Genomic DNA, 25,437 nt, shown 5'->3' on the forward strand with positions numbered 1-25,437 from the left:
ATTTCTACTTCCGATGCATCTTAAACTGTAAGAAAAGATCATTGTATTCAGATAGTGATTGTTTACCTAGGTTTTCATACACTTCCAATTTGGATGTTAATTCTTCATCTAAGTAGAAACGTTTATCACTTGTAATTTCTTCAGGTAAATACTTCATTGCTCCTTTATTAGGAGTAGAGTATCCTACGTATTCCGTATTTTGAGCTGCATTTTGAGGATCTAGCATAAAGTTAATGAACTGATGTGCAGCATCAATATTCTTAGCTGTTTTTGGAATAACCATGTTATCAAACCACAAGTTGGATCCTTCTTCAGGCACTACATATTCAATATCCTCATTCTCCGCCATTGCTTCAGAAGCATCTCCTGACCATAATACTCCTATAGCAGCTTCTTCATTTCCAAGTAATAACTTAATTTCATCCCCTACAATAGCCTTTACATTAGGAGTAAGTGTATCTAACTTTTCTTTTGCTTCTTTTAAATGTTGATGATTTTTATCATTTAAGGAATAGTTTAAGCTATTTAAGCTCATCCCCATAATTTCCCTTGCACCATCCACTAATAAGATTTTGTTTTTCAAATCTGTATCCCATAGATCATTCCAAGAAGTAATCTCTCTTCCTTCCAACATCTTGGTATTATAAGCGATCCCAACTGTTCCCCAAAAGTATGGAATAGAATATTCGTTTCCTGGATCAAAGGATAAATCCATGAATCGAGTATCTATATATTTCAGATTAGAAAGTTTAGCATGATCAATGGGAATCAATAAATCTTCTTCCTTCATTTTTTCTATTGTATATTCAGAAGGAATGGCAATATCGTAGTTAGTCCCACCTTGCTCAATTTTAGTCATCATGGCTTCATTCGAATCAAAGGTTTCATATATTACCTTTATTCCTGTTTCATCCTCAAACTTTGTAATTAAATCTTCATCTATATAATCTCCCCAGTTAAAAACGGTTATTGTATTCCCACTTGTATAACCTCTACTAGTATTTAACTGATGAACAACAAATAAAAGAATAAAGGATAAAGCAAAAATAGCTATTAATCCACGAACTAGAGGTTTCATTATTTCACCCCCATTTGTTGACTTTTATTAACTCGCTTCGTAATGAAGTAATAGCCAATAACAAGGATTAAAGTAAACAAGAATAACAGGGTAGATAAAGCATTAATATTTAAGGAAATTCCTCTTCTGGCTAATGAATAAATCTCTACAGAAAGAGTGGTAAATCCGTTTCCTGTTACAAAGAATGTTACAGCAAAATCATCTAATGAATAGGTTAGAGCCATAAAAAACCCTGCAAGTATTCCAGGAGAAATATATGGAATGATAACCTTTGTTAATACTTCCTTCCAACTAGCTCCTAAATCTAAGGCAGCATCTATCAACGTGGGACTCATTTCTTCTAATTTTGGTAAAACCATAATTACTACAATAGGAATAGAAAATGCCACATGTGATAGTAGGACAGATGTAAATCCTAGCTTAATTCCTAATATGGTAAAGAATATTAAAAAGGAAGCTCCTATGATTACGTCTGGGCTAACAATAAGCACATTGTTTAAAGATAAAATGGAATCCCGCAAGGTTCTTTTTCTTATCATGGAGATACTGATTGCTCCTAGAACCCCAATAATGGTCGAAATTGCTGCTGATAATAGTGCAATGATAATCGTATTGAGTACGATGACTAGTAATCTTGAATCTTGAAATAATTCTTTATACCATTCTAAGGTAAACCCTTCAAAACCATGCATGGTCCCCCCACTATTAAAAGAGTAGAAAACCAGATAGAGGATAGGAGCATAGAGAATGATAAAAATTAGGCTTAAATAGAAAACAGACCATTTAGATAGTTTCTTCATTTTACGCTCCTCTCTTTCTTTCTACTTCCAGTAAGAACCATAATAATAATCATAATAATAACTAAGAACACGGCAATTGTTGAACCCATACCCCAATCTTGAGTAATTAAGAAATGCTGTTCAATGGCAGTTCCAAGAGTGATTACACGGTTTCCTGCGATTAATCTAGTTATCATAAATAAAGATAGAGCTGGAATAAATACAGCCTGGCAGCCTGATTTTACTCCATCTACCGTTAATGGAAAGACAATCTTACGAAACGTTGTAAAAGATGATGCCCCTAAATCTTGTGATGCATCAAGCAAACTAGGATTTAACTTCTCTAGAGAGTTAAAGATCGGCAATATCATAAATGGAATAAAAATATAAACACTTACAAATAGAAAACTAAAATCGGTAAATAAGATTTGTTGTTTTCCAATTCCCAAAAAGTCCAATGTTTCATTTGCTATTCCATATGTCCCGAAAATACCAAGAAATGCATATGCTTTTAATAATAGATTAATCCAAGATGGTAATATAATTAATAATAGCCAAAGTTGTTTATGCTTTGTTTTTGTTAGTATATATGCTGTAGGATATGCAATCATTAAAGTAATAAGGGTAATTAAGAAAGCATACCAAAATGAATTTAATGTCATCAATAAATACACTGGTGTAAAGAACTTCTGATAATTAGCAAGGCTCAATGATCCTTCTATATCAAAGAATGAATAATAAACAATAAGTGCAACTGGTGCAATAACAAAGAGAGCAATCCATAGGTAGTAAGGAATAGTGAACCATCTAGTACTATTTTTCATTGGCCACACCTTCATATGCCTCTAGTCGCTTGTCAAATTCTTCTTCTGTCTCTCCTAAGCGCATAACGTGAATAGCTTCTGGATCAAAATCCAATCCAATCTCTTCTCCTACTATTGCTTTTCTTGTTGAGTGAACAAGCCATTCATTTCCATCTGCATCATAACAAGAGATTTCATAATGAACCCCTCTAAATAATTGGGTATCTACTTTCACTTTTAATTTCCCTGCATCAATCGAGGTTATTTCTAAATCTTCAGGTCGGATAACTACCTCTACAAGCTCATTATCATGAAATCCACCATCTACACAATCAAATGTTTTATTGCCAAAGTGCACAACAAAATCTCTTTCCATCTTTCCAGGTACAATATTAGATTCTCCAATAAAGTCTGCCACAAAGCGGTTAATCGGCTCATCATAAATATCGGTAGGTGTTCCACTTTGCTCAATTTTCCCCTTGTTCAACACAAAGATTTCATCTGACATTGCTAGCGCTTCTTCCTGATCATGTGTTACGAAAATAAAGGTAATTCCTAATCTAGTTTGTAACTCTCTTAATTCATACTGCATTTCTGTTCTTAGCTTTAAATCCAATGCAGATAATGGCTCATCCAATAGAATAATTTCAGGTTCATTTACAATTGCTCTTGCGATAGCAACACGCTGTCTTTGCCCACCTGACATTTCACTTATCTCTCTACTCTCATATCCTTCTAAATTAACAAAACGAAGAGCCTCTTTGACCTTTTCTTCTATAACTTGTTTTTTCCATTTCTTAATTCTTAAACCAAACGCTACATTCTCAAATACATTTAAATGTGGAAATAAAGCATAGTCTTGAAATACGGTGTTAACTTGTCTTTTATTAGCTGGAACTTTATTAATTAGTTTTCCATTAAAGAAAATTTCTCCTTCTGTTGGCTCCATAAAACCAGCAATTAAACGTAGAATAGTTGTCTTTCCGCATCCTGACGGGCCAAGCAAGGTATAAAATCGTCCTCTTTCTATCTCAAAGCTTACATTGTCTAAAACAGTTGTATCCTGGCCATAACTCTTTGATACATTTTCAAAACGAATAATAGATTGTTCTGCCATGATATCCTCCTTTGTGTCCCATTTTATAAATAAGAATTTGTTGCTACTAGAAGAATCTCTGTTGAACCATCATGACAATTAATAATTTGGTGTTCCTCGGTTGCATGATAGTAAATAGATTCCCCTTTTTTGGCTTTATACTCTTGACCGCCTAACTTTAGAAGAATTTCTCCTTCCATTACATAAGCGAATGTTTCAGATAAAGATGGTTCAAAACGTTTGAACTCTCCATTACTTTCAAAAAAGAGACGAATAGGCTCCATTTCCTTTTCATTTGATTCTGGAACAAGCCACTGAATTCGGTATCCTTTTTCTTCATCTAAATAATCAGTGATATCCTCTTTTGAATAGACAACTTTCCTTTTGCGATCATCATCATCAAAGAAGTCCCTTGGAGTGCAACCTAATACTTCTAAGATATCAAAGAAAGTCTCTATGGAAGGAGAACTCAAATCTCTTTCAAGCTGAGAGATATACCCTTTACTCAGATCTGTTCTCTCTCCAAGTTCTTCTTGAGTAAGACCTTTTTTCAATCGTAAATTTTTTATTTTTTTTCCAATTTCCATGTACTAACCTACTTTTTTTGTTTAGATATAGTAAACTTTCAATGATAGTTGTTTTGTATATCTAAACTTAAAGTTTACTTTCACTTCGTTTATTATACATAAATTTGCTTAAGATGCAATATTTTTTTCCAATTATTATAGTTATTTATTAAGGAAATAAAATAAGCGGAACCACAACTATATCTACTTAGTAAGGATAGTATTATCCTTTTCCAAATCTAGATATATGTGCTTCCGCTTATTTCTTTTTGAACTATACTATTATTGGCAAGATTGTTCTAATGGAACATACTTTCCATTATCTATTTTTTCAATCTTATTAAAATGTATTAATTTCTTAAGAGAGGCATTACAATACGCAGATGCATCATATGCATCTCTACCAACTCTGATTCCTATCTCAGTAGGACCCACACCTGTTTGCTTATCCTTTTCCTTATACAAATCACATAATGCCTTAAATATATTTTCATCTTTTTCCGTAATTCGTAGTTTGGAATATTCCTTCAAACCTTCTTCCTCCTATTATCCCTTTTTACTGCAGCAACTTAACAGATATTAAGCGAGGAATGCATTGATTGTTTCCCCATTTTACGGTTATATAGTATAACCTTTATGGATTTCATTTTCACACTACTGTCTAAGCCTGCTTATTTAAGAATACTAATCATTCTAGAAAATTACATGTTTTTGTCTCTATTTCTATCAAAAATAGATAATTAGGTTGAAAATCCTATTTGTTAATAGGACATTAGACTCATTTCGATATATAGAATTAAGTTTCTAAAGTTCTAATTTTTTGGGCATCATTTACAGGTTCAAACATAAGAAAACATTATCTTTACAACATTCTTAACTGTTTGTTATATTGAACAATTTTAATTATTTAGCATCATTATACTCTTATCTCTTAATTATCATGGTTCAAGGAGGTGGGTACACCTTGGAAAATATATGATATGGGATTGCTATATTGATATTATCAAGTGTGTTCTTACCAGAATGAATACCTTAATAAGCAAAAAACTATCCGACAACAGTAGGATAGTTAACCTTTTTAATTATTCCTGGTCTCTCTTTTTATGATGGTGTTTTCCAAACATGATTTGTCCGCCATAGTTTGGGAATAGTTTCAATTCCTTTGCAGCCTCTGGATGCTTAATCATTAGTTCCTTTAATAACTCTTTTGAATCTTTGTCTTTTGTCTCTAATCCTAATTCTTTTGCTTTATTCATAATTTGTGTATCTCTAATTTCTTCTGCAAGATCTTTAAATTCTTTTCCTTCTGTTTGGATATTTAATTTCTTTGCTTCTGCCATTATCATTTTTTCATGGACTTCTTTTCCCAATTGCTCCATTGTCTTACCATCTGTAGAAACTCCCAGTTCTTTAGCTTTTTGTTTAATCTTTGTTTCAAATACTTCCTTCATTAAAGCTTTTGTATCTTTACCTTCTGTTTTAATTCCAAGTGTTTTCGCCTCTTCTTTTAAGTGAGCGGTATGTACTTCCATGGCAATTTTCTGTATATCTTTACCTTCTGTTTTAATACCTAGTTTTTCAGCTTCTTTCTTTATTAGAACTTCATGAATTTCTTTTTTTATTGTAAAATTATCTTTACCGTCTGTTTCAATGCCTAAGCTTTTAGCCATTTCTGATATAAATTGCTGATCTTCTTCTGTTATCTTACCTTCCTCGGGAGCTGCTTTAGTGATTGGCGCAAAGCTTAATGCAGATAGTACTAAAGCTAGTACTAGTAATGTACTTATTTTTTTCACTTTCTATCTTCCTTTCCATCTATTAAATTTTTGTACTTTTTATCTTTGTTAGGTTGTCCTTAATGTGGTTTTATATGTATTTTTTTTTACTATTATAAGAACACAGCTTTTTTTCATTCCTGTACGATCTATCATAGATTTTAAATAATATTATATTGTTGGAGTTGAACCACTATATGAGTAAATTTACGGAGAATTATATAATAACGATGAGTGATATCATTAGAGAAGGTGACCCTATTCTGCGAGAAAAAGTCCAAGAGGTTTCTCTTCCTCCTTCTTCCGAAGATATTCAGGAGCTTTTATGTATGCTACAGTTTTTAAAGAATAGTCAGGATCCTATTCTTTCACAGAAATATCAACTACGTGCTGGTGTTGGCTTATCTGCCAATCAAATTGGTCTTAATAAGCGAATGTTTGCCTGCTATATTCCGCAACAAAACAGTGCTCCATTGGAGTATATGTTGATTAATCCTAAAATTATTAGCCACTCTGCTAGTATGATTTATATTCCAGAGAGCGAAGGCTGCCTGTCTATTGACAGACAAATAACAGGTTATGTTCCACGGTATAAGCGAATAACCGTACGCGGCTATACGATTCATGGGGAAGAAATAAAACTAAAGTTAAAAGACTATGAAGCAATTGTTTTTCAACATGAAATAGACCATCTTAATGGAGTATTATTTTACGATCACATTAATAAAAACAATCCTTTTGAATTACCTGCTAACTTAGATATAGAGCCTTTCATATAAGAAAAAAAGGAGAACGATTTTTTTAATCGCTCTCCTTTTTCTTATTCTTCTGTTGTAGTTGTAGCTAATTTGTTATCAATTTTGTATTTAGCAGTAGCTTCTGATAACCAAGTACTTGCTTGTTCTTGAATTTTTTGTTGTAATAATGTGTCTTTAATCTCTTCTTTAGAATCTTCTAAGGTCGCTTCTTTTGCTTCCTTCTTATCAGTTACTTTGATAATGTGGTAGCCGTAGTCTGTTTGAACAGGATCACTAACTGCTCCAACTTCCATACCAAAAGCAGCTGTTTCAAATGCTTCTACCATTTGTCCAGAAGAGAAGAAACCTAAGTCTCCACCATTGTCTTTTGTAGCAGTGTCAGTAGAATATTCTTTTGCTAATTCTGCAAAGTCTCCACCTTCATCTAACTTTTGCTTCACTTCTTTAGCAGTTGCTTCATCTTCTACTAAAATGTGACTAGCTTGTACTTGTGCTGCTGTGTCTAAACTTGCTTTATTATCATCAAAGTATGTTTGAATTTCTTCATCTGTAATTTCAATAGATGGTTCAAGAATCTTCGTTACTTTAAGGTTTTGAATAACACTTTCTTTATACGTATCTAATGTAAGTCCGTTTTGAGCTAATAAAGTATTGAAAGTCTCTTCTCCACCATACTGCTCATAAACTTTGTCCATTTCAGCGTCAATTTCTTTATCTGTTATTTCCACTTTAGCTTTGTCAGCTTCTAAATCGACTACTTTATTTGTAATCATAGTACTAAGTACGGTTGAGCCATATTGTTTATTTAACTCTTCATTAAGCTCTGCTTGAGATATTTTCTCATCATCAATTGTTGCTACTGTCTCGCTGCGTTGTGTTAGATAAACTGCTCCTATTATTAACGCCACAAGAATTACCGCTAAAACAGGAATAAGTACTTTCTTATTCTTCATACTATGTTAAAATCCTCTCTGCAAGTATTTTTTTAAGTATAATGGACATGCTTCCATTATTACTCTTATACTATAGTATCATATAATTATGACCAAATTATTAACAGATTTAAAAAATTCCACCTTTTAATCGGTATAAGATGGAATTCTTTCGACAAAATCTACTATGTTTCACATGAAACGTGTCGTTAATTAGTACTTGTGTTGCTTGTTAATGTTAATTCAACATTTTGAGATTTACCATCTCTATAAATCTGTAGCTCTACTTTATCTCCAATTTCTACATCAGAATACAAGTATTTTCTTAAATCTGTTGAATTAGTAAGTTTGTTACCATCAATAGCTACGATAACATCCTGTACTTGTAAACCTGCTTTAGCAGCATTTGAACTAGCATCTACATTTGTAATCATAACCCCTTGAGTTACATCATTTGGAAGGTCTTGAAGATACATACGTGGTACTTCCTCTAGACTTGCTAATCCTACACCAAGATAAGGTCTCTCCACTTTACCATTCTCAATAATTTCATTGACGATAGGAATTAAATCATTGCTTGGGATGGCAAACCCTAGTCCTTCTACTCCATCATCTGATATTTTCAAGCTATTAATTCCAATTACTTGGCCAGAGCTATTGATTAGAGCTCCACCACTATTCCCTGGATTAATGGCAGCATCTGTTTGAATAACATTGAATTCCCAATCGCCAGCAGATGTGTTCACCGTAATACTTCTATCTACTGCACTCACTATTCCTTGTGTAACCGTTCTAGATAACTCTAATCCGAGTGGGTTACCGATTGCCCAGACCTGATCTCCTGGTCTTAAAGTAGATGAATCTCCGAAGTTTATCACATTGGAAGCATATTTAGCATCAATTCTAACAACTGCTAAATCGGTTAGAGCATCTGCACCAATTAATTTCCCTTCTGTTTGATCTCCATTATAAAGGGAGATTTGTAAGGTATTTGCATCTTCAATAACATGGTTATTTGTTACGATATAAGCATATTGATCATCTTTTTTGAAGATAATACCAGAACCTGAGCCTGATTCTACATCACTTGATTCTTCGGAAAAAGGATCACTTTGTGCTTGCATATTTTCAATTCCAACAATTGCTTTAGATGATGCTTCCACCATATCAGCAATTGTTGTACTTGTTCCATCACTTGTAGAAGTGGAAGCTGTAGTATTTGCTGTTATTGCACTTGAACTAGTACCATTCACCTTACTAGTAAGATCTGCGACTTGTTGCTCTAGTTTAGAATAGGAATCATTATAGAGATCGGTGTGTGGGATGGCTACAAAAGTAAGAGCTGAGCCAACAACACCTGCAGCTAATAAAGAGATAAAGCCTTTTGTTTTAGATGCTCTTCCATTCTTAGCTTTTACTCTCTCTGTTCTTGCCTCTGGCTCTTGTGCCACTGCCACTCTGCTCTCTGCTGCTTGTGCATCTGTTCTTGTTTCTTCTACTGAGCTGTTAGCTTTTTCTGCTTCACTTGAAAAAACTATGTCTTCTGTATCATTGCTGCTAGGAATTGCCTCTTTATAGCTTTCCTCTGAATCTAGATTATCCTGTTCCATTTCGTTGTTCGCATAAATGTCCTTACTATCGTTTGGATCAAAGTGGTTTTCTTTCTCTTCTCCTTTAGAATCACTATTCCAATCATTTCTTTTTTCAAAGTCACTCATTTACGTTTCCTCCTAATTCATCACTTATTTATATTTTCACTTTGTTTTTTCATCTATTGTCTGTAGGTTCTAGTTCGTTTGTTGTTAGTTACTTTATACATACATAATAGCCATCATATATGAATAAATTATGAACAAAATTTGAAAAGACCAAGAAAAATTTATGAAATTTGAAGGAATATATAGCAATGTATACTTCTTTTAGAGAAATGGTGTTAATTAGATTATTTTTCTTCTGTCGGGAAGGAGATAGTAAATATAGTGCCTTTTCCTTTTTCGCTTTCTACTTTTATTTCCCCATTATGAAATTGAACTAATTGCTTTACAATGGATAAACCTAGACCAAATTCTCCATACGGATTATTGGTTCTCGAAATATCTGCTTTATAAAACCTTTTCCAAATACTCTCGATCTCACTCGCTTCAATCCCAATACCAGTGTCTTCTACTTGGATAATCGTTTTGTTTCCATCCATAAATCCTCTTAACCAAATTTCACCATTATCTGTGAATTGAATGCTATTTTTGGTAGTATTAATAATTATTTGGATTAAACGATCGTAGTCAGCAAAAATAATTGCTTCTTCATCTACTTCTACATGTATTTTTACACTCTTCTCTTCGGCCTGAATATATAATTGCTCATAGATAATTTCTAACACTTCGCTAACTAAAATATTTTCTTTCATTAAGACGATCTGATTAGAGCGAATTTTATCATAATCTAAATTTTCATTTACAAGTCTTATTAGTCTTTTAGATTCTTGTCTAATAAGATGTAAACCCTTCTCTTTCTCAGCTTCTGGGATCATATTATTATTCAAGCCCTCTATAACTCCACTTATAGTAGTTAAAGGTGTCTTCAATTCATGAGACACATCTGACATAAACTGTCTTCTTCTATGCTCTAATGCATCTATGGCCTCTTTTGATTCTCGTAACCTATCTACCATTTGATTGAAATCCTGACCTAACTCTCCAATTTCATCAAAGTTAGAAGAAAATACTTTAATATTGTAATCCCCTTCTGCAACATGACTGGTTGCTTCTTGAAGCTTCTTAATCCTCTTTACATGAATTCTGGATAATACAAAGCTGAGCAACAGTGCAATTGCAAAAGCAATAATTAATATATAGATTAAATAGTGATTAATTTCATTGATCATTTCCTTTGATTCTACAAGAGGAGATGTTAATATGATTCCTCCCGCTACCTTACCATTTACAGAATAAGGAATAGCAACAAGAGCAACATCTTGATCTCCTCTTCTAGTACTTGGTTTAATTACTGTGCTTCTGCCATCTTTCATTTCATTCCACTCAGACTGCGTAATAGTTATATCAAGATCTCTTCCGAATGACCAGATTAGATTTTGCTGTGAATTAAAGATTCCAATCGTTATTCCAGTACCTTTTAGTTCTTCAGAATATCGAAGCAGCGTAGCATAGGTACTTGGTGACCATAAATCTTCGCCTTTCACCTCCTGAACAATATTAGCTCCATATCCTTGTAGTTCATCCGTTTTCATGGAAAAAACAAGTTTTTCTACATAATGGGAGAAGATAATACTTAATACTAATAAGGCAACTAAAATGACACTTAAGTGACTTATTAGTTGTTGATAGATATATTTAATCCTCATTTACAACCACCGTTTCATCAAATTTATACCCCACTCCCCATACTGTGTGAAGAAATGGTTGATTTTCTCTAGCTATTTTTCTTCTGAGCCTTTTAATATGGACATCCACTGTTCGATCATCTCCATAAAATTGAAAGCCCCAAACCTGCTGTAGTATTTGATCGCGTGAGAATACCTGTTTAGGGTACTGCACAAAGAATGCCAATAAGTCAAACTCCTTTGGTGTTAAGCCAGTTACAGGCAAATTGTCTACAACTACTTCTCTTGTGTTCTTATCTACTTTTACTATACTGCTATCTATTATTGTTTCTGATTCAATAGGATTACCTTTTCTTCTGAAAACTGCCTTTATTCTCGCAATTAATGCTAAGGGACTAAATGGCTTGGAAACAAAATCATCTGCTCCCATCTCGAGCCCAAGCACTTGATCAGATTCTGTATCCTTTGCAGTCAACATAATAATAGGTGTAGAATTGTCATTTTCTCTTATTTTACGGCATATGGTGATTCCATCTAAACCTGGAAGCATCCAATCTAATATAATCATATCATATTTATTTTCCATCAAATGATTGTAACCTTCTGTTCCATTATGAATAAAGGTAGACTGAAAATCTTCCTTTAAGAAAAACATGGAAAGCATGGAACAAACACTCTCATTATCTTCTATCACTAAAATGTTCATAGATTTGTTCCCCTTCTATTAAAGAATCATACTCTCATTAAACCCGTATTTTCTAATGGAAGCAATATGAAGGGCGGATGTTTAATGGATTGTTCATGGATAGGAAATAATTTGTTCATAATCTCTAGGAAATGACTTCCCTATAAAAAAAGCCACCAAAGACTTATTATCTTTTAATGGCTTTAATGGTTATTCATTATTTTTGTTGCTCTTTATATACTTTTTCTGCTAGCAATATGCCACCTGTAATTCCAGCATTATCACCTAGTCCTGGTCTAATAATGTACTCATGTAAATGAGTAGTAACCTGTGGATAAGGGACATAACCATTTAATAGGTCCTGAAGGTGTTGGTATACGTGCTTTAGTACATGCTCCTGGTTCATGACACCACCACCAAGGATAATTTTCTTTGGAGAGAGAATTAATATGTATTGCATCAATGCCTGTGCCATATAATACCCTTCCATTTCCCAGACCTCTTCCTGGTCTCCTAGGTTAAAAGCCTTATCGCCCCATCTTTCTTCAATAGCTGGTCCTGCTGCTAGTCCTTCTAGACAATCTCCATGATAGGGGCATCTTCCTTTATAAGCATCTTTTGGATGTCTCCTAACCAATATATGACCCATTTCAGGATGTGTTAGTCCTTGAAGTAATTCTCCATTTATATAAGCACCTGCGCCAATTCCTGTTCCTACCGTAATATAGAGACAACTATCTACCCCTTTAGCTGCTCCTAGTACTGCCTCTCCCATTGCTGCTATATTAACATCTGTATTAAATCCAATTGGTATTTGGAACTCCTTCTGAACGGCTTGTAGGAGAGGGAAGTCCTTCCAAGCTGTTTTTGGGGTTGTAGTAATGTTTCCATAGGTAGGGCTATCTTTATCCACATCAATCGGACCAAAAGAACCAATTCCAATTGCTTCTACAGAGTGTTTTTTAAAAAAGGAAATCACTTCTGGCATTGTTTCATCTGGAGTAGTTGTTGGAATAGAGACTCTTTCTTTTATTGCTCCTGTCACATCCCCAACTGCACATACAAATTTTGTTCCACCTGCTTCAATTGCACCAAATAAAGTCATTACTCTCGCTCCCTTTACTAGTAATCTTCTAGTTATATTTGCAGTTCTTTATTCATGGATTACTTCGAGTCAGCAGGATAAACAATTCCGGTTTGCCTTCTTACTTCATCCATAATTTCTATTACTTGTAGAGACACTTCATAAGAGTTAATGGAAGATTCCTGTTTCCCATTGTTTATTAAATCAATAAATTCCTTTGCTTCATAATACATAGATTCCTCTTTTTGCGGTCGAGTAATATCTACTTTCTCCCCATTACGATATAACAGCTCGACTTTTGTTGGTGTATTCATTTGATTGATGATTATGTTTCCATCTTCTCCTTGAATTTCAGAAGGGACATAAGAATTGGTAATTTTAGAATACATAATCACAATGTCTTTATCTTCATAATTCATTATAATACTGCCTTGCCCATCTACGCCTGTTTCTAATAGATAACTATTAGCATTAATTGCTCTTGGTTTTCCAAAAAGGCTAACCATCGGATAAATACAATAAACACCTATATCCATTAATGCTCCATTAGATAATTCTGGCTTAAAAGCATTGAGAACATTTCCTTCTCTATAAGCGTCGTAACGTGATGAGTATTGACAATAGCTTATAAATGCCCGACGAATAGTACCTAAGTTCGCAAGATGCTCTTCGATGGTTTGAAAATTTGGAAGAAAAGTTGTCTTTAAGGCTTCCATTAGTAATGTATTATTTTCCTTAGCAGTTACAATCATTTTTCTTGCTTCAGTGGCATTAGATGCAAATGCTTTTTCTGTTAAGACATGTTTCTTATTCTTTAAGAAGGTAATAGCTTGCTCTGCATGAAAAGCATTAGGGCTCGCAATGTACACCGCATCAAATGTATCACTTTTTGCCATTTTCTCTAAATCTGTATATGTATATGTAGCATTATATTTATCCGCAAACGCTTTCGCTTTATCCAATGTTCTAGAGTATACTGCCGTTAATTGAAAGTCCTCGATACTAGTTGCAGCCTGAATAAATGCTTCTGTGATCCAATTAGTTCCTACTATTCCAAAACGAACGCTCATAAGGATCCTCCTATCATTATGTAGAATTATTGTATACCAGTGTCTTTATTTTCTATGTAATACACAAAAAAAGCAATATTGAATAGGTATTTTTATCTTTTGAAAATATGGTTACATGAAGAATTAATAGATAGCCTATTAGGGTTTTACGAGGGGACCTCATATAAAGTGTTATTACGGAGTGCGCTTTGAGAAATGGGTTGTTAAACCTTGTTTCTTTGTTTTCAAATGGAATACTGGAGTAATGGGCTTTGATTCCTCTTCTCTCATGCTTATCAATTATTTTATAGAGAATCATTCATATGCTACTTATAAGTTTAATATAAACAAAGAGCCCCCACATAGTGGAAGCTCTCAGGCTGTCGAGAAACCCCTCAATGTAATAGAGGGAGAATATAAAGTAGTATATTTAATCAAGCCACTGAATAAGGGGATGATTTACGTTACAGGGGTTCGCTTTCCGTGGGGCTCGCGCTGAGCCGCGGTCTGCCTTTGGCCTGCAGGGTCTCAGCTGTCTCACAGATCCCACAGGAGTCTCACCCCTTCCACTCCAGTCATCTTGATAAAAATTCTATTTGATCTTTCTATTATACTTTTTCTACAAGCTGAGAGCCTCCACATAGTGGAAGCTCTCATTAGTTATCTATTACTAAATCTTAATAATGTACGTGACCTGATGTCATTACCCAGATTGTTCCTCCAGCAACTACAATTGCACAGAAGAATGCGTAAATAATATTAATAGTTTGTACTTTTCCTTCACCTTCTGTTAAATGCATAAACATAAATAACTGAAGAATCGCTTGAATCACTGCTAATGCTCCGATAATCCACATTACAGTTACGATAGGAAGATCAGTGTACAATTTTGCTGCTACTGCTGCAAAGGTGAGTAATAAAGATACGATGAATCCTGCAAGATGTCCTACAGGGAACTTTTCATTTTCATGATTTTTCGCCATTTGTTATTACCCCCCTTATTGTATCCTAGCAAGATAAACGAATGTAAAGATAAAGATCCACACAACGTCTAGGAAATGCCAATATAAACTGATAATAAATGTTTTACGAGCAGTAGTTGGTGTTAAGCCGTGTTTAACTAATTGGATAATAATTAGTATTGCCCAACCAATACCCATAGAAACGTGCAATCCGTGTGTTCCTAGCAATACAAAGAATGCAGAAAGGAATGCACTTGTTTGCATTGTAGCACCTTCATGAACATAATGAACGAATTCATTTACTTCCACAAATACGAAACCTGCACCTAATAAAAGTGTAATGATTAACCATGTTAATAAACCTTTTAAGTTTTGTTTACGCATGTACCATATCGCTACACCACATGTGAAACTACTAGTTAATAGTAATAATGTCTCAATCATTACATCTTTTAATTTAAACAATTCTGCTGGAGTAGGTCCGCCTGCGAAGTTATCCTTAAGAGAACCGTAAGCTGCGAATAAAGTAGCGAAAAGCACTACTTCCGCTCCTAAAAAGATCCAGAAGCCTAGAATATTTAAACGGTTTTGTTCTGTTTGGTATTCTAACGGTAAGGATGTATCGACTTTTGCCATTATTTCTCACCTCTCCATGCACGTTCCGTTTTCTTAATAACATCCAATTTAATATGGAAGCCATCATCATAGTCAAAGGAACGAATAATTAAACAAGCGAAGATTCCTAAAGTAAAGATAATTGTCGGAATAAACCACTCAAATACCATAAAGAATCCTACTACTAAGAATACACCACCCATAATGATTGGAAGACCAGAATTACTTGGCATGTGTATCTCTTTTAATTCTTTTTCATCTAATGTTAAGCCTTCATTACGTTTTTTCATGTGCCAGAAAGCATCAAGTTCTTTTACTTCTGGAGTGATTGCAAAGTTATATGGCTGTACTGGAGAAGCAGTATGCCATTCTAAAGTACGAGCATTCCATGGATCTGTTGAGTTCTTTCTGCTTGCATAACGAGTGCTGTAGTAAATGTTATATACGAACACAGCGAAACCTGCTGCTAAGATTAATGAACCGATAGCAGATACTAAGAATAATGGTCCAAATCCAGACTCAGCTGAGAATGTATATGAACGTCTAACTGCACCTTTTAGTCCTAAGAAGAACATAGGCATAAATGTTACGTTAAAACCAATATTAAATAACCAGAAGTGCCATTTACCAATACGTTCGTTTAATGTATAACCGAACATTTTTGGCCACCAGTAGTAGAATCCAGCAAATACTGCGTATACTACACCAGGAATCAACACATAATGGAAGTGGGCAACTAAGAATAAAGTATTATGGTATTGATAGTCAGCAGCTGCCATTGCAAGCATTACCCCTGTTACTCCCCCAATAGTGAAGGTTGGAATAAATGCTAAAGACCACAGCATTGCATTCGTAAATTCGATACGGCCTTTTCTCATTGTAAATAGCCAGTTAAAGATTTTAACCCCTGTTGGAATCGCAATTAACATAGTTGTGATAGAGAAAACAGAGTTTACAACTGGACCTGAACCCATTGTGTAGAAATGGTGAACCCAAACTACCATACTTAAAATAGCAATACCTACAATAGAAACCACCATTGAACCATATCCAAATAAACGTTTTCTAGAGAAAGTAGAAATAATTTCAGAGAACATACCGAATGCTGGTAGGATAACGATATAAACCTCTGGATGTCCCCATAACCAGAATAAGTTATTCCAAAGCATCGCATTTCCTCCACCAGAAATCGTGAAGAAATGAGTTCCGAATAAACGATCAAAAGTCATTAATGCTAAAGCTACTGTAAGAATTGGGAAAGCAAAAACAATAATGATGTTTGTAACTAATGCTGTCCATGTGAACATTGGCATTTTCAATAATGTCATGCCTTTTGCACGCATTTTTAAGATAGTTACAATAAAGTTAATACCTGTCATAAGTGTACCAATACCAGCTATCTGTAAAGCGATAGCGTAGAAGTTATTACCTACACCTGGTGTAAATTCCTTACCTGCAAGCGGGAAGTAAGATGTCCAACCTGCATCTGGAGAACCACCAATAACGAAAGAAATGTTAAACAACATTGCTCCACTAAATGTTAACCAAAAGCTTAGTGCATTTAATTGTGGGAAAGCAACATCTCTTGCTCCAATTTGTAAAGGAATAACAACGTTCATTAAACCGATTAGTGCTGGCATCGCCATGAATAAAATCATGATTACACCATGTGTTGTAAATACTTCGTTATAATGCTGAGCATCTAAAAAGTCCATTTCTGGAGCAGCTGTTTGATATTTCATCATCAAACCATCTATTCCTCCACGGAAGAACATTAATACAGCTACAATTATATACATAATACCTATTTTCTTATGATCGACTGTTGTTAACCATTCAGTCCATAGATATTTCCACTTTTTAAAATAAGTAACACCGACCACAACTGCAATCATCGTTAAGATAATTCCTATTTGTGCTCCAAGTATTAATGGATCGCCAGTGATAACTATATCTTCCCACTTAATGTTCATCGCTTTCACCTCCGTCTGTTTCACCATTGTTTAATTCATCTTCAAATGTTCTACCTGGGTAACCATGAACACGATATAACTCTGGATTTAAATAGTAGTTATCGTCTCCACCTTTACTGTGGTCAATCCATTCTAAGTGAGTATTAGAGAAAGTCATACGACCTAAATGTGTAGGTGTTAAAATTTCTTTATATTTTTCTTCTGTTAACTTCGGAGCAGAATCTTTAACTTCTTCAACCCACTCATTATAGTCTTCTACTGATTTAGCTTCTACTTCAAATTTCATCTCTGAGTAGCCTTTTCCGTTAAAGTTTGTATTTTGTCCTTCATACGAACCTTCGTTATCAGCTACTACATATAAATCTGTTTCAGCACCATACATAGTGTATTTTTGTCCCGCTAAAGCTGGAATCCACATAGACTGCATAGTACCTGCAGATGTCATTTTAAATTCAACAGGAACTCCTGCTGGAATGTTAACATAGTTAACTGTTTCAATTCCCTCTTCTGGATAACTGAAAATCCATTTCCAGTCAGCTGAAGTAACATTAATAACAACTGGTTCCATATCCTTATAATCCTCTGGTATTTCCTCTAGTGCATAGATTGTTTTTACCGTTGGAATTGTAAGTGCGATAATAATTAAGAAAGGAATAACAGTCCATACAATTTCTAACTTTGTACTTCCATGTTCTTCTGGATCATATTTTGCATTTTTTCTTGAAGCACGGTATTTCCAAACGATTGTTCCAAAGAGTGCAAACACTACAAGACATACAATAGCCATTAAAACAATAGACCAATTAATTAAGTGCATAATATTTCTTGCTACAGGGCCTTGTGGGTCAAAAACCACCAATGATTCACATCCACTTAAGATGAATGCAGGAACAATTGCCAAAAGTGATACTAAAAATCCCTTTTTCATTAGTACAGCTCCTTCCGTTTTCTTTTTAAATGTTAAATTATTCACAGAATGTTCAATGTTTTGTCATAAAACATTCATATTAAATAGGTAAAATATATATTATTACTACCTGTATGATGATATCATATCCGTAACATTTTAAATGTGACAAAAAACGTAAGGATATTTTTTCCAAATGTCACATTTCTGCATAAAATGTATTGATATTGTATCAACTTGATTATTATAGCAGATGCTCCTATTAAAATCTATGTTCTCCGTCACACCTTGGACATTTTTAGAGGCATATTTTATATCCAATTCTCCCTCTACTTCCCAATTTAAACGGTTACACTCCTATTATAAATGACTATTATTATCTTTTCTATCAATAACTACTATTTAATCATTTCAATCTACTTTCTAGATATTAGTTCGCTATTACATTTATCACCCCACAACATTATTACATGCTCATTTCCTCTATAAGCTACATATAAATATAGCCAGAGACGTAAACCTTATACTAAAAGGTAATATCTCTGGCTAAGCTTTATTCTAGTTAATTTCCTAGTACTTCATTAATCTTATTTTTTACCTTATCGGAGACATTTTTCAAATCTTCTTTCATTTCTTCTGCTACTTGGCTCCACTTAGAGGAGTTTTCTTTAATCGTAGTCTCAATTTGTTCTGCTTTCTCTTGTATTACTTTTTTGGTTTCCTCTACTTTTTGCGTATTTGTCTCTTTGTTAGCTAGAATGTCACTCACCGATGATACTTCAAAATTCTCAGGCTCTACATATTGGACTGCTTGATCCATGATTGCTTTAAAGATCGGCACTACATCTTTAGAACTTGTACTTGGAAGATAATGTTTATCGTCTGTTTTGTCATATCCTAACCACATTGCACCAACTAGATTTGGAGTATAACCTACCATCCACTGATCCTTGGTGCCATTTATATTACTATTGTCTAGTTGAGTTGATCCAGTTTTTCCAGCAAGCTGAAAGCCTGTTATTTTCGCTCCTTGACCCGTGCCTTCTGTTACAACATCTAATAACATGGAGGTCATTTTATCTGTTACCGATTTAGAAGTTACTTTCGTAGCATTTGAGCTATATTCTGCTAAGACATTGCCTGTTGGTCCTACAATCTTCGTTATTAAATGACTTTCCATACGAACTCCATCATTTGGGAAAGTAGAGTAGGCACTAGCCATTTGTAATGGGGAAACACCTGTCCGCATTCCTCCTAACGCTACGCCTAAATAATTATCTTCTACTTCATCATATGGTATACCGAACCGATCAAGAGCATTTAATCCCTTATCTATTCCAATCTGATCAAGTAACCAAACCGCTGGCACATTCAATGAATCTTGAAGTGCTTCATACATTGGAACTTCTCCTTTGTATGTCTTTGAAAAGTTTTGTGGTTGATATCCATTTTTCTCAAATGGCTTATCTTCTAGCATGGAATCAATTTTATACCCTTCTTCTAAAGCAGGTGTATATACTACTAAAGGCTTCATAGTAGAACCAGGTTGAACTCTTATTTGTGTAGCCCTATTGTATCCTCTGAATACCTGCTCTCCCCTTCCACCAACAAGTCCTCTAACTCCACCTGTCTCTGGATCAAGTAATACAGCTCCACCTTGTACTATTGTGTTATCTCTACTTGATGGGAATAAGGAATCCTTTGCAAATGTTTTTTCAAGTGATGATTGAAGATTTTGATCCATTTCTGTATAAATCTTATACCCTCTTTTTAAAATTTCTTCTTGAGTTAAGCCATACTTATTAATAGCTTCATCTATAACAGCATCTACAAAATAAGAATACTCTCTTTCAATGAAAGAACCTCCACCATCTTCTAGTTTTATTTCCTCCATTATCGCTTGTTCATATTCTTCTTTTGTAATTTGCTTTAAGTCATACATCTTTTTTAAGACCACATTCCGTCTTGCAATTGCTCCATCATAATTATTATATGGATCTAGAGCTGATGGTGCTTGTAATAAACCTGCCAGCAAAGCTGCTTCACTAATAGTCACGTCTTTAATATCCTTGTTATAGTAAGTCAGTGAAGCCTGACTTATTCCCCATGCACCACTTCCAAAGTAGACATGATTTAAATACATTTGTAGTATTTCATCTTTTTTATAGACCTTTTCTAACTCTACAGCTAAAAATAATTCTTCTATTTTTCTTTTGTAGGTTTGTTCAGGAGATAATAAGGCATTTTTTGTTAACTGTTGTGTAATCGTACTACCACCGCCAGTAATTCTACCAGCCATTAAATTCTTGAAGAAGGCTCGAGTAATCCCCTTTACATCAAATCCATTATGTTCATAAAAGCGTTCATCTTCAATGGAAACGACTGCTGCTGGAACATAGTCTGGGATATTCTCTAACTCCATTCCCTCTGTTCTTTCCGTTCTAATTTTAGTTGCTTCGTCTCCGTCTTTATCATATATAACGGTAGCTTGGCTTAAACCTGCTTTTAAAGTACTTACATTTGCTTGAGAAGCTAAATAAGTAAAGTATAATATGGATACTAAGATAACAAGTAATAATGCTAATAAAATTATTTGGGTTAAATGTCTCTTCTTCCAAAAACGACGGAAGCCATCCCAATAAGGTTTTATTCTTTCCATTTTGCGACCTTTCCTTTACCTGTAATAGATATTCTCTCTTTCTCTATATAAATGGACGTAAATGAATTAGATTTTGTTGCAAACTTCCTATGAAAACTATATGTTGTTTTTTAGCAAATTACAAGATGATACTTCTACCAAGTATCTATTATTCTTACTCTTTAGCTTTTGTTTCAATAAGTATATGCCAGGGTAAAGAAGTATAAAAAAGGAGGATGAATACGATGAAAAGGTTGTTTAAAAGAATTATCACTTGGGGACCTGTCCTTTACCCTATTGCTAAAAAAATCTGGAATAAAAAGAAACAAACATCTTCTCGTACAACTCGCTCCAATTACACCAATCAATAAATAAAATAAAACCGATGCAGCACCACTGCACCGGTTTTATGATTTAATTTGTACTATTATATGCTTGAACGGCTGCTTTTACTATTTCATGATCTTGACTAAGTCCAGAAACTTGAACAAATGCAGCTTCTACACCTTTTTCATCAATCAATTTTTTCAAATCCACAGACTCTTGATCATCAGGAGTATAGAAATGAAGAGCTGACGCTATTACATCAATTAAATTAGTTGGTAATTTACCGAATGCATTATAGTACTCTAGACTTGGAGCAACTAAACGGTCTTTTGCACCTAATTTACGTAAAGGTGATCTTCCTACTCTCTTTACATCATCAACAATGTATGAGTTAGCAAACCTACCAATTATTTTCTCTATATATTTCTGATGATCTTCTCTGTTGAATTGGTATTTGTTAATAAGTACTTCTCCTGTTTCTTGTAAAACATGAAGTACTTTTGTTTTCACTTCATCATGACCAATTGTTTCAGAGATAGTCTCATAATTTTTCATGTTACCTAAATATGCTGTAGCAGCATGGCCAGTATTTACTGTAAATAATTTTCTTTCAATATACGCTTCTAAATTTTCCACAAAGTGAGCTTCTTCTATTACTGGCTTTGTACCTTTAATTGCTGTCTCATTAATTACCCATTCATGGAATGGCTCAACTAACACATCTAAGATTTTTTCGTTCTTTTGATTTGGTACAATTCTGTCTACAGCTGAATCAGGGAATCCTACATATTCCTCTACCCAAGCTTGTTCTTCTGTATTTAGATGCTCTAATACAAACTGTTTTAAAGCAGTACTTCCACCAATCATATTTTCACATGCAATAATATTTAAGGGCGATTGGTTACTCTTCATACGTGCTTTAATTCCATCTGCAATTAATGGTGCAATAAATTTTAGGATATTTGGTCCAATAGCTGTAGTTACCATATCTGTTGTTACAAATTGCTCCACAACTTTCTCAGGGGTGTTTTTACTGTTAATTCCTTGAATGTTCTTAACAGTAAAGCTATCCTTTGCTTCGTTTGCTAGGAAAACATTATATTCTCCAACAGAATTAATTTCATCAATTACTTGCTCATTAACATCTACAAATGTAATATCATAGCTTGACTGATGTAATAATAATCCAATAAAACCTCTACCTATATTACCTGCTCCAAAATGAATAGCATGCATATTAGTTAACCTCACTTAGAATTTGAATGATTTCCTCTTCTGATTTAGCAGCAACTAACTTTTCAACATTTTCTATTTCTGAACATACAATAGCAATTTGAGATAATAATTCTAAATGCTCTCCGTCTTTCCCAGCAATTCCAATTACTAATTTAACAATATTTCCATCGCCAAAATCAATGCCATTTGGAACTTGAACTACAGATAAACCTGAGTTTAGAACAGCAGTCTTAGCCTCATCTGTTCCGTGTGGAATCGCAAGGAAGTTCCCCATATAAGTGGAAGAGATTTCTTCTCTTTGTAGCATTGCTGGGATATAATCTTCTGAAACATAACCTTGGCTAGCTAAGATTTGACCAGCCTTCTTAATAACTTCCTCTTTGTTTGAGATTTCACTATTTAACACAATGTTCTCTTTTTTTAATATACTCACAGTTATTCCTCCTAATATCTTTAAACCATATTTTTAAAAAACTCATTACTAATAAAATTCATTAGTTCCTCTTTACTGCCATACTTAAACAATTCAATACTTTTAGGAGACTGAATAATCAACGCACTAATAAAGCTTAGTACCTCCATTACTTGTCTGTCTGCATTCATTGGAGCTAGTAGTAGTAAAATACGCTTTACAACTTCATTATCCCCATTCATTGCTTTTAAACTTACCATTTCATTTAATTCAATAATATTAAATGATGGATCATGCACAGTCCCATGAGTTGTATGAAATAATGCTAAAGATGTTTCAGGGATAGCAAGGCCACCTAAGTCTGCACGCTCAATAAGTGCATTATATACATCTTTTTCACTAACTATCTTTCCTTCATGCTGCAGTTCTTTCAATGCAAGTTTTAGACTCTTTTCCATATCTCCATTTTCTTCATGGAAGGACCATACAGAAAGATTACCTAAAATATCTGTCAAAGACTGAGTCCGTTTTGCTATCTTTTCCAAGTCTCTAAAGTCTCTTACAACATTGCTATTTTCCTGGAAATATTCAGGTTGAACATTTTTAGGTTTTTTACCACTTTTCTTTTTTAAATAAGACTTAACTTCTTCTAAATCTTGGTCAGATAAAATAGGATTCACCAATAAGTATTCTTGCTTGATGTCCTCGAGTGGTATGGTCGAAAATATGACATCATAACCCTCTATAGAAATATTTTTCAATTCAAAAACAGAAGCTGTTTTTACCTCTTTTAAGCTAGGTATTTGGCTAACTATTTTGGCGGCAAGCATTTTGGATGTACCAATGCCACTTGAACAAATGATTAACACACTTAAATCTTTCGAAATCTCTGTGTTATTAATAGAAGATCCAAAATGAAGTACCAAATATCCGACTTCTTCATCAGGAATATCTATATTCGTAAGGGTTTGCTCAGCAGCCTTTTTCACAATTTCAAACAACTCAGGATAGTCCTTTTTAATTTCTGGCAATAAAGGATTGGATATACGCATTTTTTTCTCTAGCCTATATAAAGTTGGCTGAAGATGTGCGAGTAATCCTTTAAACAAACTATCATCTAGGAATTTTGTATTTAGCAGTATTTCTACTCTATCAATAAGTTGTTTAACGAGTAGGGCAATTTCTAAATTCTCATCTTTGATTCCTACACTATTGTCAAAACGAATTTTAGCTCCTCTAAGATGCATCGTAATATAGCCAATTTCCTGTTCAGGAATCGGTATAGAAAAAGTCCTTTCCAATCTCCACGCTATCGTTTTTGCAAACTCAAATTCTCTTGTTTGAGATAGCTCTTCCATATAATCTTTTTGAAGGATAATATTCTCCCCTCGTTGAATACGCTCTAGAGCTAATGCGATATGTACGACTAACCCAACATAAGAGCTATCTGCAAGTGGATATGGTAGCTGTTCATTAATATCTTCTATAATATTCTCTATTTTTATAAGCTTTTCTTTTTGCACAAGGCCTAAAAGTCGTTCAGAGATAGAATCTATCTTATTGGTTGATTTCTTCTGAATGTTTTCTTTTACCATTTGTAAAAACTCAGGTACATCAAATCGATCTGATAGTAAACTACGTATAGCTTTTCTCTTATCTTCTTCAGATCCTACCAGTTCTACACCATACCCTCTTTTTCTTAATAAGGTCAGGTTATACTTATCTATAATAGGTTCTAATTTATCTAAGTCGTTGCTTACAGTAGCTGTTGTAACTCCTAACTCCTTTGCTAATGAGAATAACTTAATTGGCTCCTTATTGTCTAGTAATGTACATAAAGCCACCAATATTCTTTCTTCAGGTGTATATTCTGTATAGTCCTGTTTCAACAAAGAAATCTTTAATAAATGAATATCATTAAGACTTCCTAAAATTCTAACGCCGACACCAATCTTTTTATTTAACTTAATATGAAAGCTATCTAAAATTTCTTCCACGTTTTTCAGGTCACGATGAACGGTTCGTTCACTAACATGAATAGTATCTGCCAATTCCTTAATTGTTACATCTTTATCGATGTTACTTACTAAAAACTGTAAGATTATTCTTTCTCGAGCGGAAATAATCATAGCTTATCTCCTTATCTACCTGCCATAGTTTAATTATAGAACTGTGTAAATTCTCTCACAAACAGTCAAAAACTCACTTTTTTCAAACCTATTGTTGCCAAATTTTAATAACACTACTCTAAAGATGACATTTATCTCATCTAAGATATAGTCTTTAATTCTCGTTATTTTATTATTATCAAGCAGTAAGACAATAGTGTATTCCAAACTATTACTTTTAATAATATATTCCGTAAGCAATCATCTTCACTATACAGCCTATCAAAAAGCACCAAAAACCACCTTATCCTAGC

23 protein-coding genes are annotated in these 25,437 nt (G+C 34.0%); 2 read left to right on the forward strand and 21 right to left on the reverse strand.

Translation table 11 applies throughout. From position 1 onward, the window contains the following. Nucleotides 1–4: 4 nt before the first annotated feature. The 7 genes from F9279_RS11385 to F9279_RS11415 form a co-directional block, all read right to left on the reverse strand. Entirely contained in the window at nucleotides 5–1,078 is a 1,074-nt protein-coding gene (locus F9279_RS11385; protein ID WP_152113080.1) for an ABC transporter substrate-binding protein, read from the reverse strand. Beyond that, nucleotides 1,078–1,878 carry an ABC transporter permease gene (locus F9279_RS11390; RefSeq protein WP_152113081.1) on the reverse strand — a complete coding sequence of 267 codons (801 nt, stop codon included), beginning with the start codon at nucleotides 1,876–1,878 and terminating at the stop codon, nucleotides 1,078–1,080. Before F9279_RS11390 ends, F9279_RS11385 begins: the two co-directional genes overlap by 1 nt. Beyond that, nucleotides 1,875–2,681 carry an ABC transporter permease gene (locus F9279_RS11395; protein ID WP_413463205.1) on the reverse strand — a complete coding sequence of 269 codons (807 nt, stop codon included), beginning with the start codon at nucleotides 2,679–2,681 and terminating at the stop codon, nucleotides 1,875–1,877. The genes F9279_RS11390 and F9279_RS11395 overlap by 4 nt, the downstream gene beginning before the upstream one ends. Then, complete coding sequence (locus tag F9279_RS11400) at nucleotides 2,671–3,777, reverse strand: ABC transporter ATP-binding protein (RefSeq protein ID WP_152113085.1); 1,107 nt, start codon at nucleotides 3,775–3,777, stop codon at nucleotides 2,671–2,673. The genes F9279_RS11395 and F9279_RS11400 overlap by 11 nt, the downstream gene beginning before the upstream one ends. Nucleotides 3,778–3,800: 23 nt before the next feature. Beyond that, nucleotides 3,801–4,343, reverse strand: coding sequence for a helix-turn-helix domain-containing protein (locus F9279_RS11405; protein ID WP_152113087.1), 543 nt, complete (start codon nucleotides 4,341–4,343; stop codon nucleotides 3,801–3,803). 261 nt (nucleotides 4,344–4,604) lie between these two features. Further along, nucleotides 4,605–4,853: a hypothetical protein gene (locus tag F9279_RS11410; RefSeq protein WP_152113089.1), complete on the reverse strand. Its 249-nt coding sequence runs from the start codon at nucleotides 4,851–4,853 to the stop codon at nucleotides 4,605–4,607. A gap of 551 nt (nucleotides 4,854–5,404) precedes the next feature. Further along, nucleotides 5,405–6,118 (reverse strand): hypothetical protein, encoded by a 714-nt coding sequence (locus tag F9279_RS11415; protein ID WP_152113091.1) that lies wholly within the window; start codon nucleotides 6,116–6,118, stop codon nucleotides 5,405–5,407. 176 nt (nucleotides 6,119–6,294) lie between these two features. On the opposite strand from F9279_RS11415, the gene def reads away from it, so the two are divergent. Further along, on the forward strand, nucleotides 6,295–6,876 hold the full coding sequence (def, locus tag F9279_RS11420) for a peptide deformylase (protein ID WP_152113093.1): 582 nt from the start codon (nucleotides 6,295–6,297) through the stop codon (nucleotides 6,874–6,876). Between the two features lie 41 nt (nucleotides 6,877–6,917). Here the strand turns inward: def and F9279_RS11425 are convergent, their stop codons facing one another. The 11 genes from F9279_RS11425 to F9279_RS11475 form a co-directional block, all read right to left on the reverse strand. Further along, nucleotides 6,918–7,808: a peptidylprolyl isomerase gene (locus F9279_RS11425; RefSeq protein ID WP_152113095.1), complete on the reverse strand. Its 891-nt coding sequence runs from the start codon at nucleotides 7,806–7,808 to the stop codon at nucleotides 6,918–6,920. Nucleotides 7,809–7,996: 188 nt separating this feature from the next. Then, nucleotides 7,997–9,505, reverse strand: a complete 1,509-nt coding sequence (locus F9279_RS11430) for a S1C family serine protease (protein WP_152113097.1) — start codon at nucleotides 9,503–9,505, stop codon at nucleotides 7,997–7,999. A gap of 224 nt (nucleotides 9,506–9,729) precedes the next feature. After that, on the reverse strand, nucleotides 9,730–11,148 hold the full coding sequence (locus tag F9279_RS11435) for a sensor histidine kinase (protein WP_152113099.1): 1,419 nt from the start codon (nucleotides 11,146–11,148) through the stop codon (nucleotides 9,730–9,732). Further along, nucleotides 11,138–11,833 (reverse strand): response regulator transcription factor, encoded by a 696-nt coding sequence (locus F9279_RS11440; protein ID WP_152113101.1) that lies wholly within the window; start codon nucleotides 11,831–11,833, stop codon nucleotides 11,138–11,140. Before F9279_RS11440 ends, F9279_RS11435 begins: the two co-directional genes overlap by 11 nt. 196 nt (nucleotides 11,834–12,029) lie before the next feature. Beyond that, complete coding sequence (locus tag F9279_RS11445) at nucleotides 12,030–12,917, reverse strand: ROK family protein (RefSeq protein WP_152113103.1); 888 nt, start codon at nucleotides 12,915–12,917, stop codon at nucleotides 12,030–12,032. A 59-nt stretch (nucleotides 12,918–12,976) separates the two neighbouring features. Then, on the reverse strand, nucleotides 12,977–13,966 hold the full coding sequence (locus F9279_RS11450) for a Gfo/Idh/MocA family protein (RefSeq protein ID WP_152113105.1): 990 nt from the start codon (nucleotides 13,964–13,966) through the stop codon (nucleotides 12,977–12,979). Nucleotides 13,967–14,622: 656 nt separating this feature from the next. Continuing rightward, nucleotides 14,623–14,928, reverse strand: coding sequence for a cytochrome aa3 quinol oxidase subunit IV (gene qoxD / locus F9279_RS11455; RefSeq protein WP_152113107.1), 306 nt, complete (start codon nucleotides 14,926–14,928; stop codon nucleotides 14,623–14,625). 15 nt (nucleotides 14,929–14,943) lie between these two features. Next, on the reverse strand, nucleotides 14,944–15,543 hold the full coding sequence (qoxC, locus tag F9279_RS11460; RefSeq protein ID WP_413463206.1) for a cytochrome aa3 quinol oxidase subunit III: 600 nt from the start codon (nucleotides 15,541–15,543) through the stop codon (nucleotides 14,944–14,946). Further along, nucleotides 15,543–17,495, reverse strand: coding sequence for a cytochrome aa3 quinol oxidase subunit I (gene qoxB, locus F9279_RS11465; RefSeq protein WP_152113111.1), 1,953 nt, complete (start codon nucleotides 17,493–17,495; stop codon nucleotides 15,543–15,545). Before qoxB ends, qoxC begins: the two co-directional genes overlap by 1 nt. Then, a complete protein-coding gene (gene qoxA, locus F9279_RS11470; protein ID WP_152113113.1) occupies nucleotides 17,485–18,423 on the reverse strand; it encodes a cytochrome aa3 quinol oxidase subunit II in 939 nt (312 codons plus the stop codon). Before qoxA ends, qoxB begins: the two co-directional genes overlap by 11 nt. A 541-nt stretch (nucleotides 18,424–18,964) precedes the next feature. Beyond that, on the reverse strand, nucleotides 18,965–21,061 hold the full coding sequence (locus tag F9279_RS11475) for a transglycosylase domain-containing protein (protein ID WP_152113115.1): 2,097 nt from the start codon (nucleotides 21,059–21,061) through the stop codon (nucleotides 18,965–18,967). Nucleotides 21,062–21,285: 224 nt separating this feature from the next. Here F9279_RS11475 and F9279_RS25965 point away from each other — a divergent pair, with 224 nt between their 5' ends. Then, nucleotides 21,286–21,411 carry a hypothetical protein gene (locus tag F9279_RS25965; RefSeq protein ID WP_264298243.1) on the forward strand — a complete coding sequence of 42 codons (126 nt, stop codon included), beginning with the start codon at nucleotides 21,286–21,288 and terminating at the stop codon, nucleotides 21,409–21,411. A gap of 43 nt (nucleotides 21,412–21,454) precedes the next feature. Here the strand turns inward: F9279_RS25965 and F9279_RS11480 are convergent, their stop codons facing one another. From F9279_RS11480 to F9279_RS11490, 3 genes are read right to left on the reverse strand one after another with little or no spacing between them, the layout of a single operon-like run. Next, on the reverse strand, nucleotides 21,455–22,618 hold the full coding sequence (locus F9279_RS11480; protein ID WP_226793451.1) for a mannitol-1-phosphate 5-dehydrogenase: 1,164 nt from the start codon (nucleotides 22,616–22,618) through the stop codon (nucleotides 21,455–21,457). Beyond that, nucleotides 22,605–23,036, reverse strand: a complete 432-nt coding sequence (locus tag F9279_RS11485; protein ID WP_152113119.1) for a PTS sugar transporter subunit IIA — start codon at nucleotides 23,034–23,036, stop codon at nucleotides 22,605–22,607. Before F9279_RS11485 ends, F9279_RS11480 begins: the two co-directional genes overlap by 14 nt. A 20-nt stretch (nucleotides 23,037–23,056) precedes the next feature. Continuing rightward, complete coding sequence (locus F9279_RS11490) at nucleotides 23,057–25,144, reverse strand: BglG family transcription antiterminator (protein ID WP_152113122.1); 2,088 nt, start codon at nucleotides 25,142–25,144, stop codon at nucleotides 23,057–23,059. Nucleotides 25,145–25,437 lie beyond the last annotated feature (293 nt).

The sequence above is a fragment of the Bacillus sp. B1-b2 genome, from assembly GCF_009183415.1.
Lineage (GTDB): Bacteria > Bacillota > Bacilli > Bacillales > Cytobacillaceae > Niallia.

Coding starts and splice junctions, on each gene's coding strand:
- F9279_RS11385 (WP_152113080.1), bottom strand. CDS start 1,078: ATGAAACCTCTAGTTCGTGGATTAATAGCTATTTTTGCTTTATCCTTT.
- F9279_RS11390 (WP_152113081.1), bottom strand. CDS start 1,878: ATGAAGAAACTATCTAAATGGTCTGTTTTCTATTTAAGCCTAATTTTT.
- F9279_RS11395 (WP_413463205.1), bottom strand. CDS start 2,681: ATGAAAAATAGTACTAGATGGTTCACTATTCCTTACTACCTATGGATT.
- F9279_RS11400 (WP_152113085.1), bottom strand. CDS start 3,777: ATGGCAGAACAATCTATTATTCGTTTTGAAAATGTATCAAAGAGTTAT.
- F9279_RS11405 (WP_152113087.1), bottom strand. CDS start 4,343: ATGGAAATTGGAAAAAAAATAAAAAATTTACGATTGAAAAAAGGTCTT.
- def (WP_152113093.1), top strand. CDS start 6,295: ATGAGTAAATTTACGGAGAATTATATAATAACGATGAGTGATATCATT.
- F9279_RS11425 (WP_152113095.1), bottom strand. CDS start 7,808: ATGAAGAATAAGAAAGTACTTATTCCTGTTTTAGCGGTAATTCTTGTG.
- F9279_RS11430 (WP_152113097.1), bottom strand. CDS start 9,505: ATGAGTGACTTTGAAAAAAGAAATGATTGGAATAGTGATTCTAAAGGA.
- F9279_RS11435 (WP_152113099.1), bottom strand. CDS start 11,148: ATGAGGATTAAATATATCTATCAACAACTAATAAGTCACTTAAGTGTC.
- F9279_RS11440 (WP_152113101.1), bottom strand. CDS start 11,833: ATGAACATTTTAGTGATAGAAGATAATGAGAGTGTTTGTTCCATGCTT.
- F9279_RS11445 (WP_152113103.1), bottom strand. CDS start 12,917: ATGACTTTATTTGGTGCAATTGAAGCAGGTGGAACAAAATTTGTATGT.
- F9279_RS11450 (WP_152113105.1), bottom strand. CDS start 13,966: ATGAGCGTTCGTTTTGGAATAGTAGGAACTAATTGGATCACAGAAGCA.
- qoxD (WP_152113107.1), bottom strand. CDS start 14,928: ATGGCGAAAAATCATGAAAATGAAAAGTTCCCTGTAGGACATCTTGCA.
- qoxC (WP_413463206.1), bottom strand. CDS start 15,543: ATGGCAAAAGTCGATACATCCTTACCGTTAGAATACCAAACAGAACAA.
- qoxB (WP_152113111.1), bottom strand. CDS start 17,495: ATGAACATTAAGTGGGAAGATATAGTTATCACTGGCGATCCATTAATA.
- qoxA (WP_152113113.1), bottom strand. CDS start 18,423: ATGAAAAAGGGATTTTTAGTATCACTTTTGGCAATTGTTCCTGCATTC.
- F9279_RS11475 (WP_152113115.1), bottom strand. CDS start 21,061: ATGGAAAGAATAAAACCTTATTGGGATGGCTTCCGTCGTTTTTGGAAG.
- F9279_RS25965 (WP_264298243.1), top strand. CDS start 21,286: ATGAAAAGGTTGTTTAAAAGAATTATCACTTGGGGACCTGTCCTTTAC.
- F9279_RS11490 (WP_152113122.1), bottom strand. CDS start 25,144: ATGATTATTTCCGCTCGAGAAAGAATAATCTTACAGTTTTTAGTAAGT.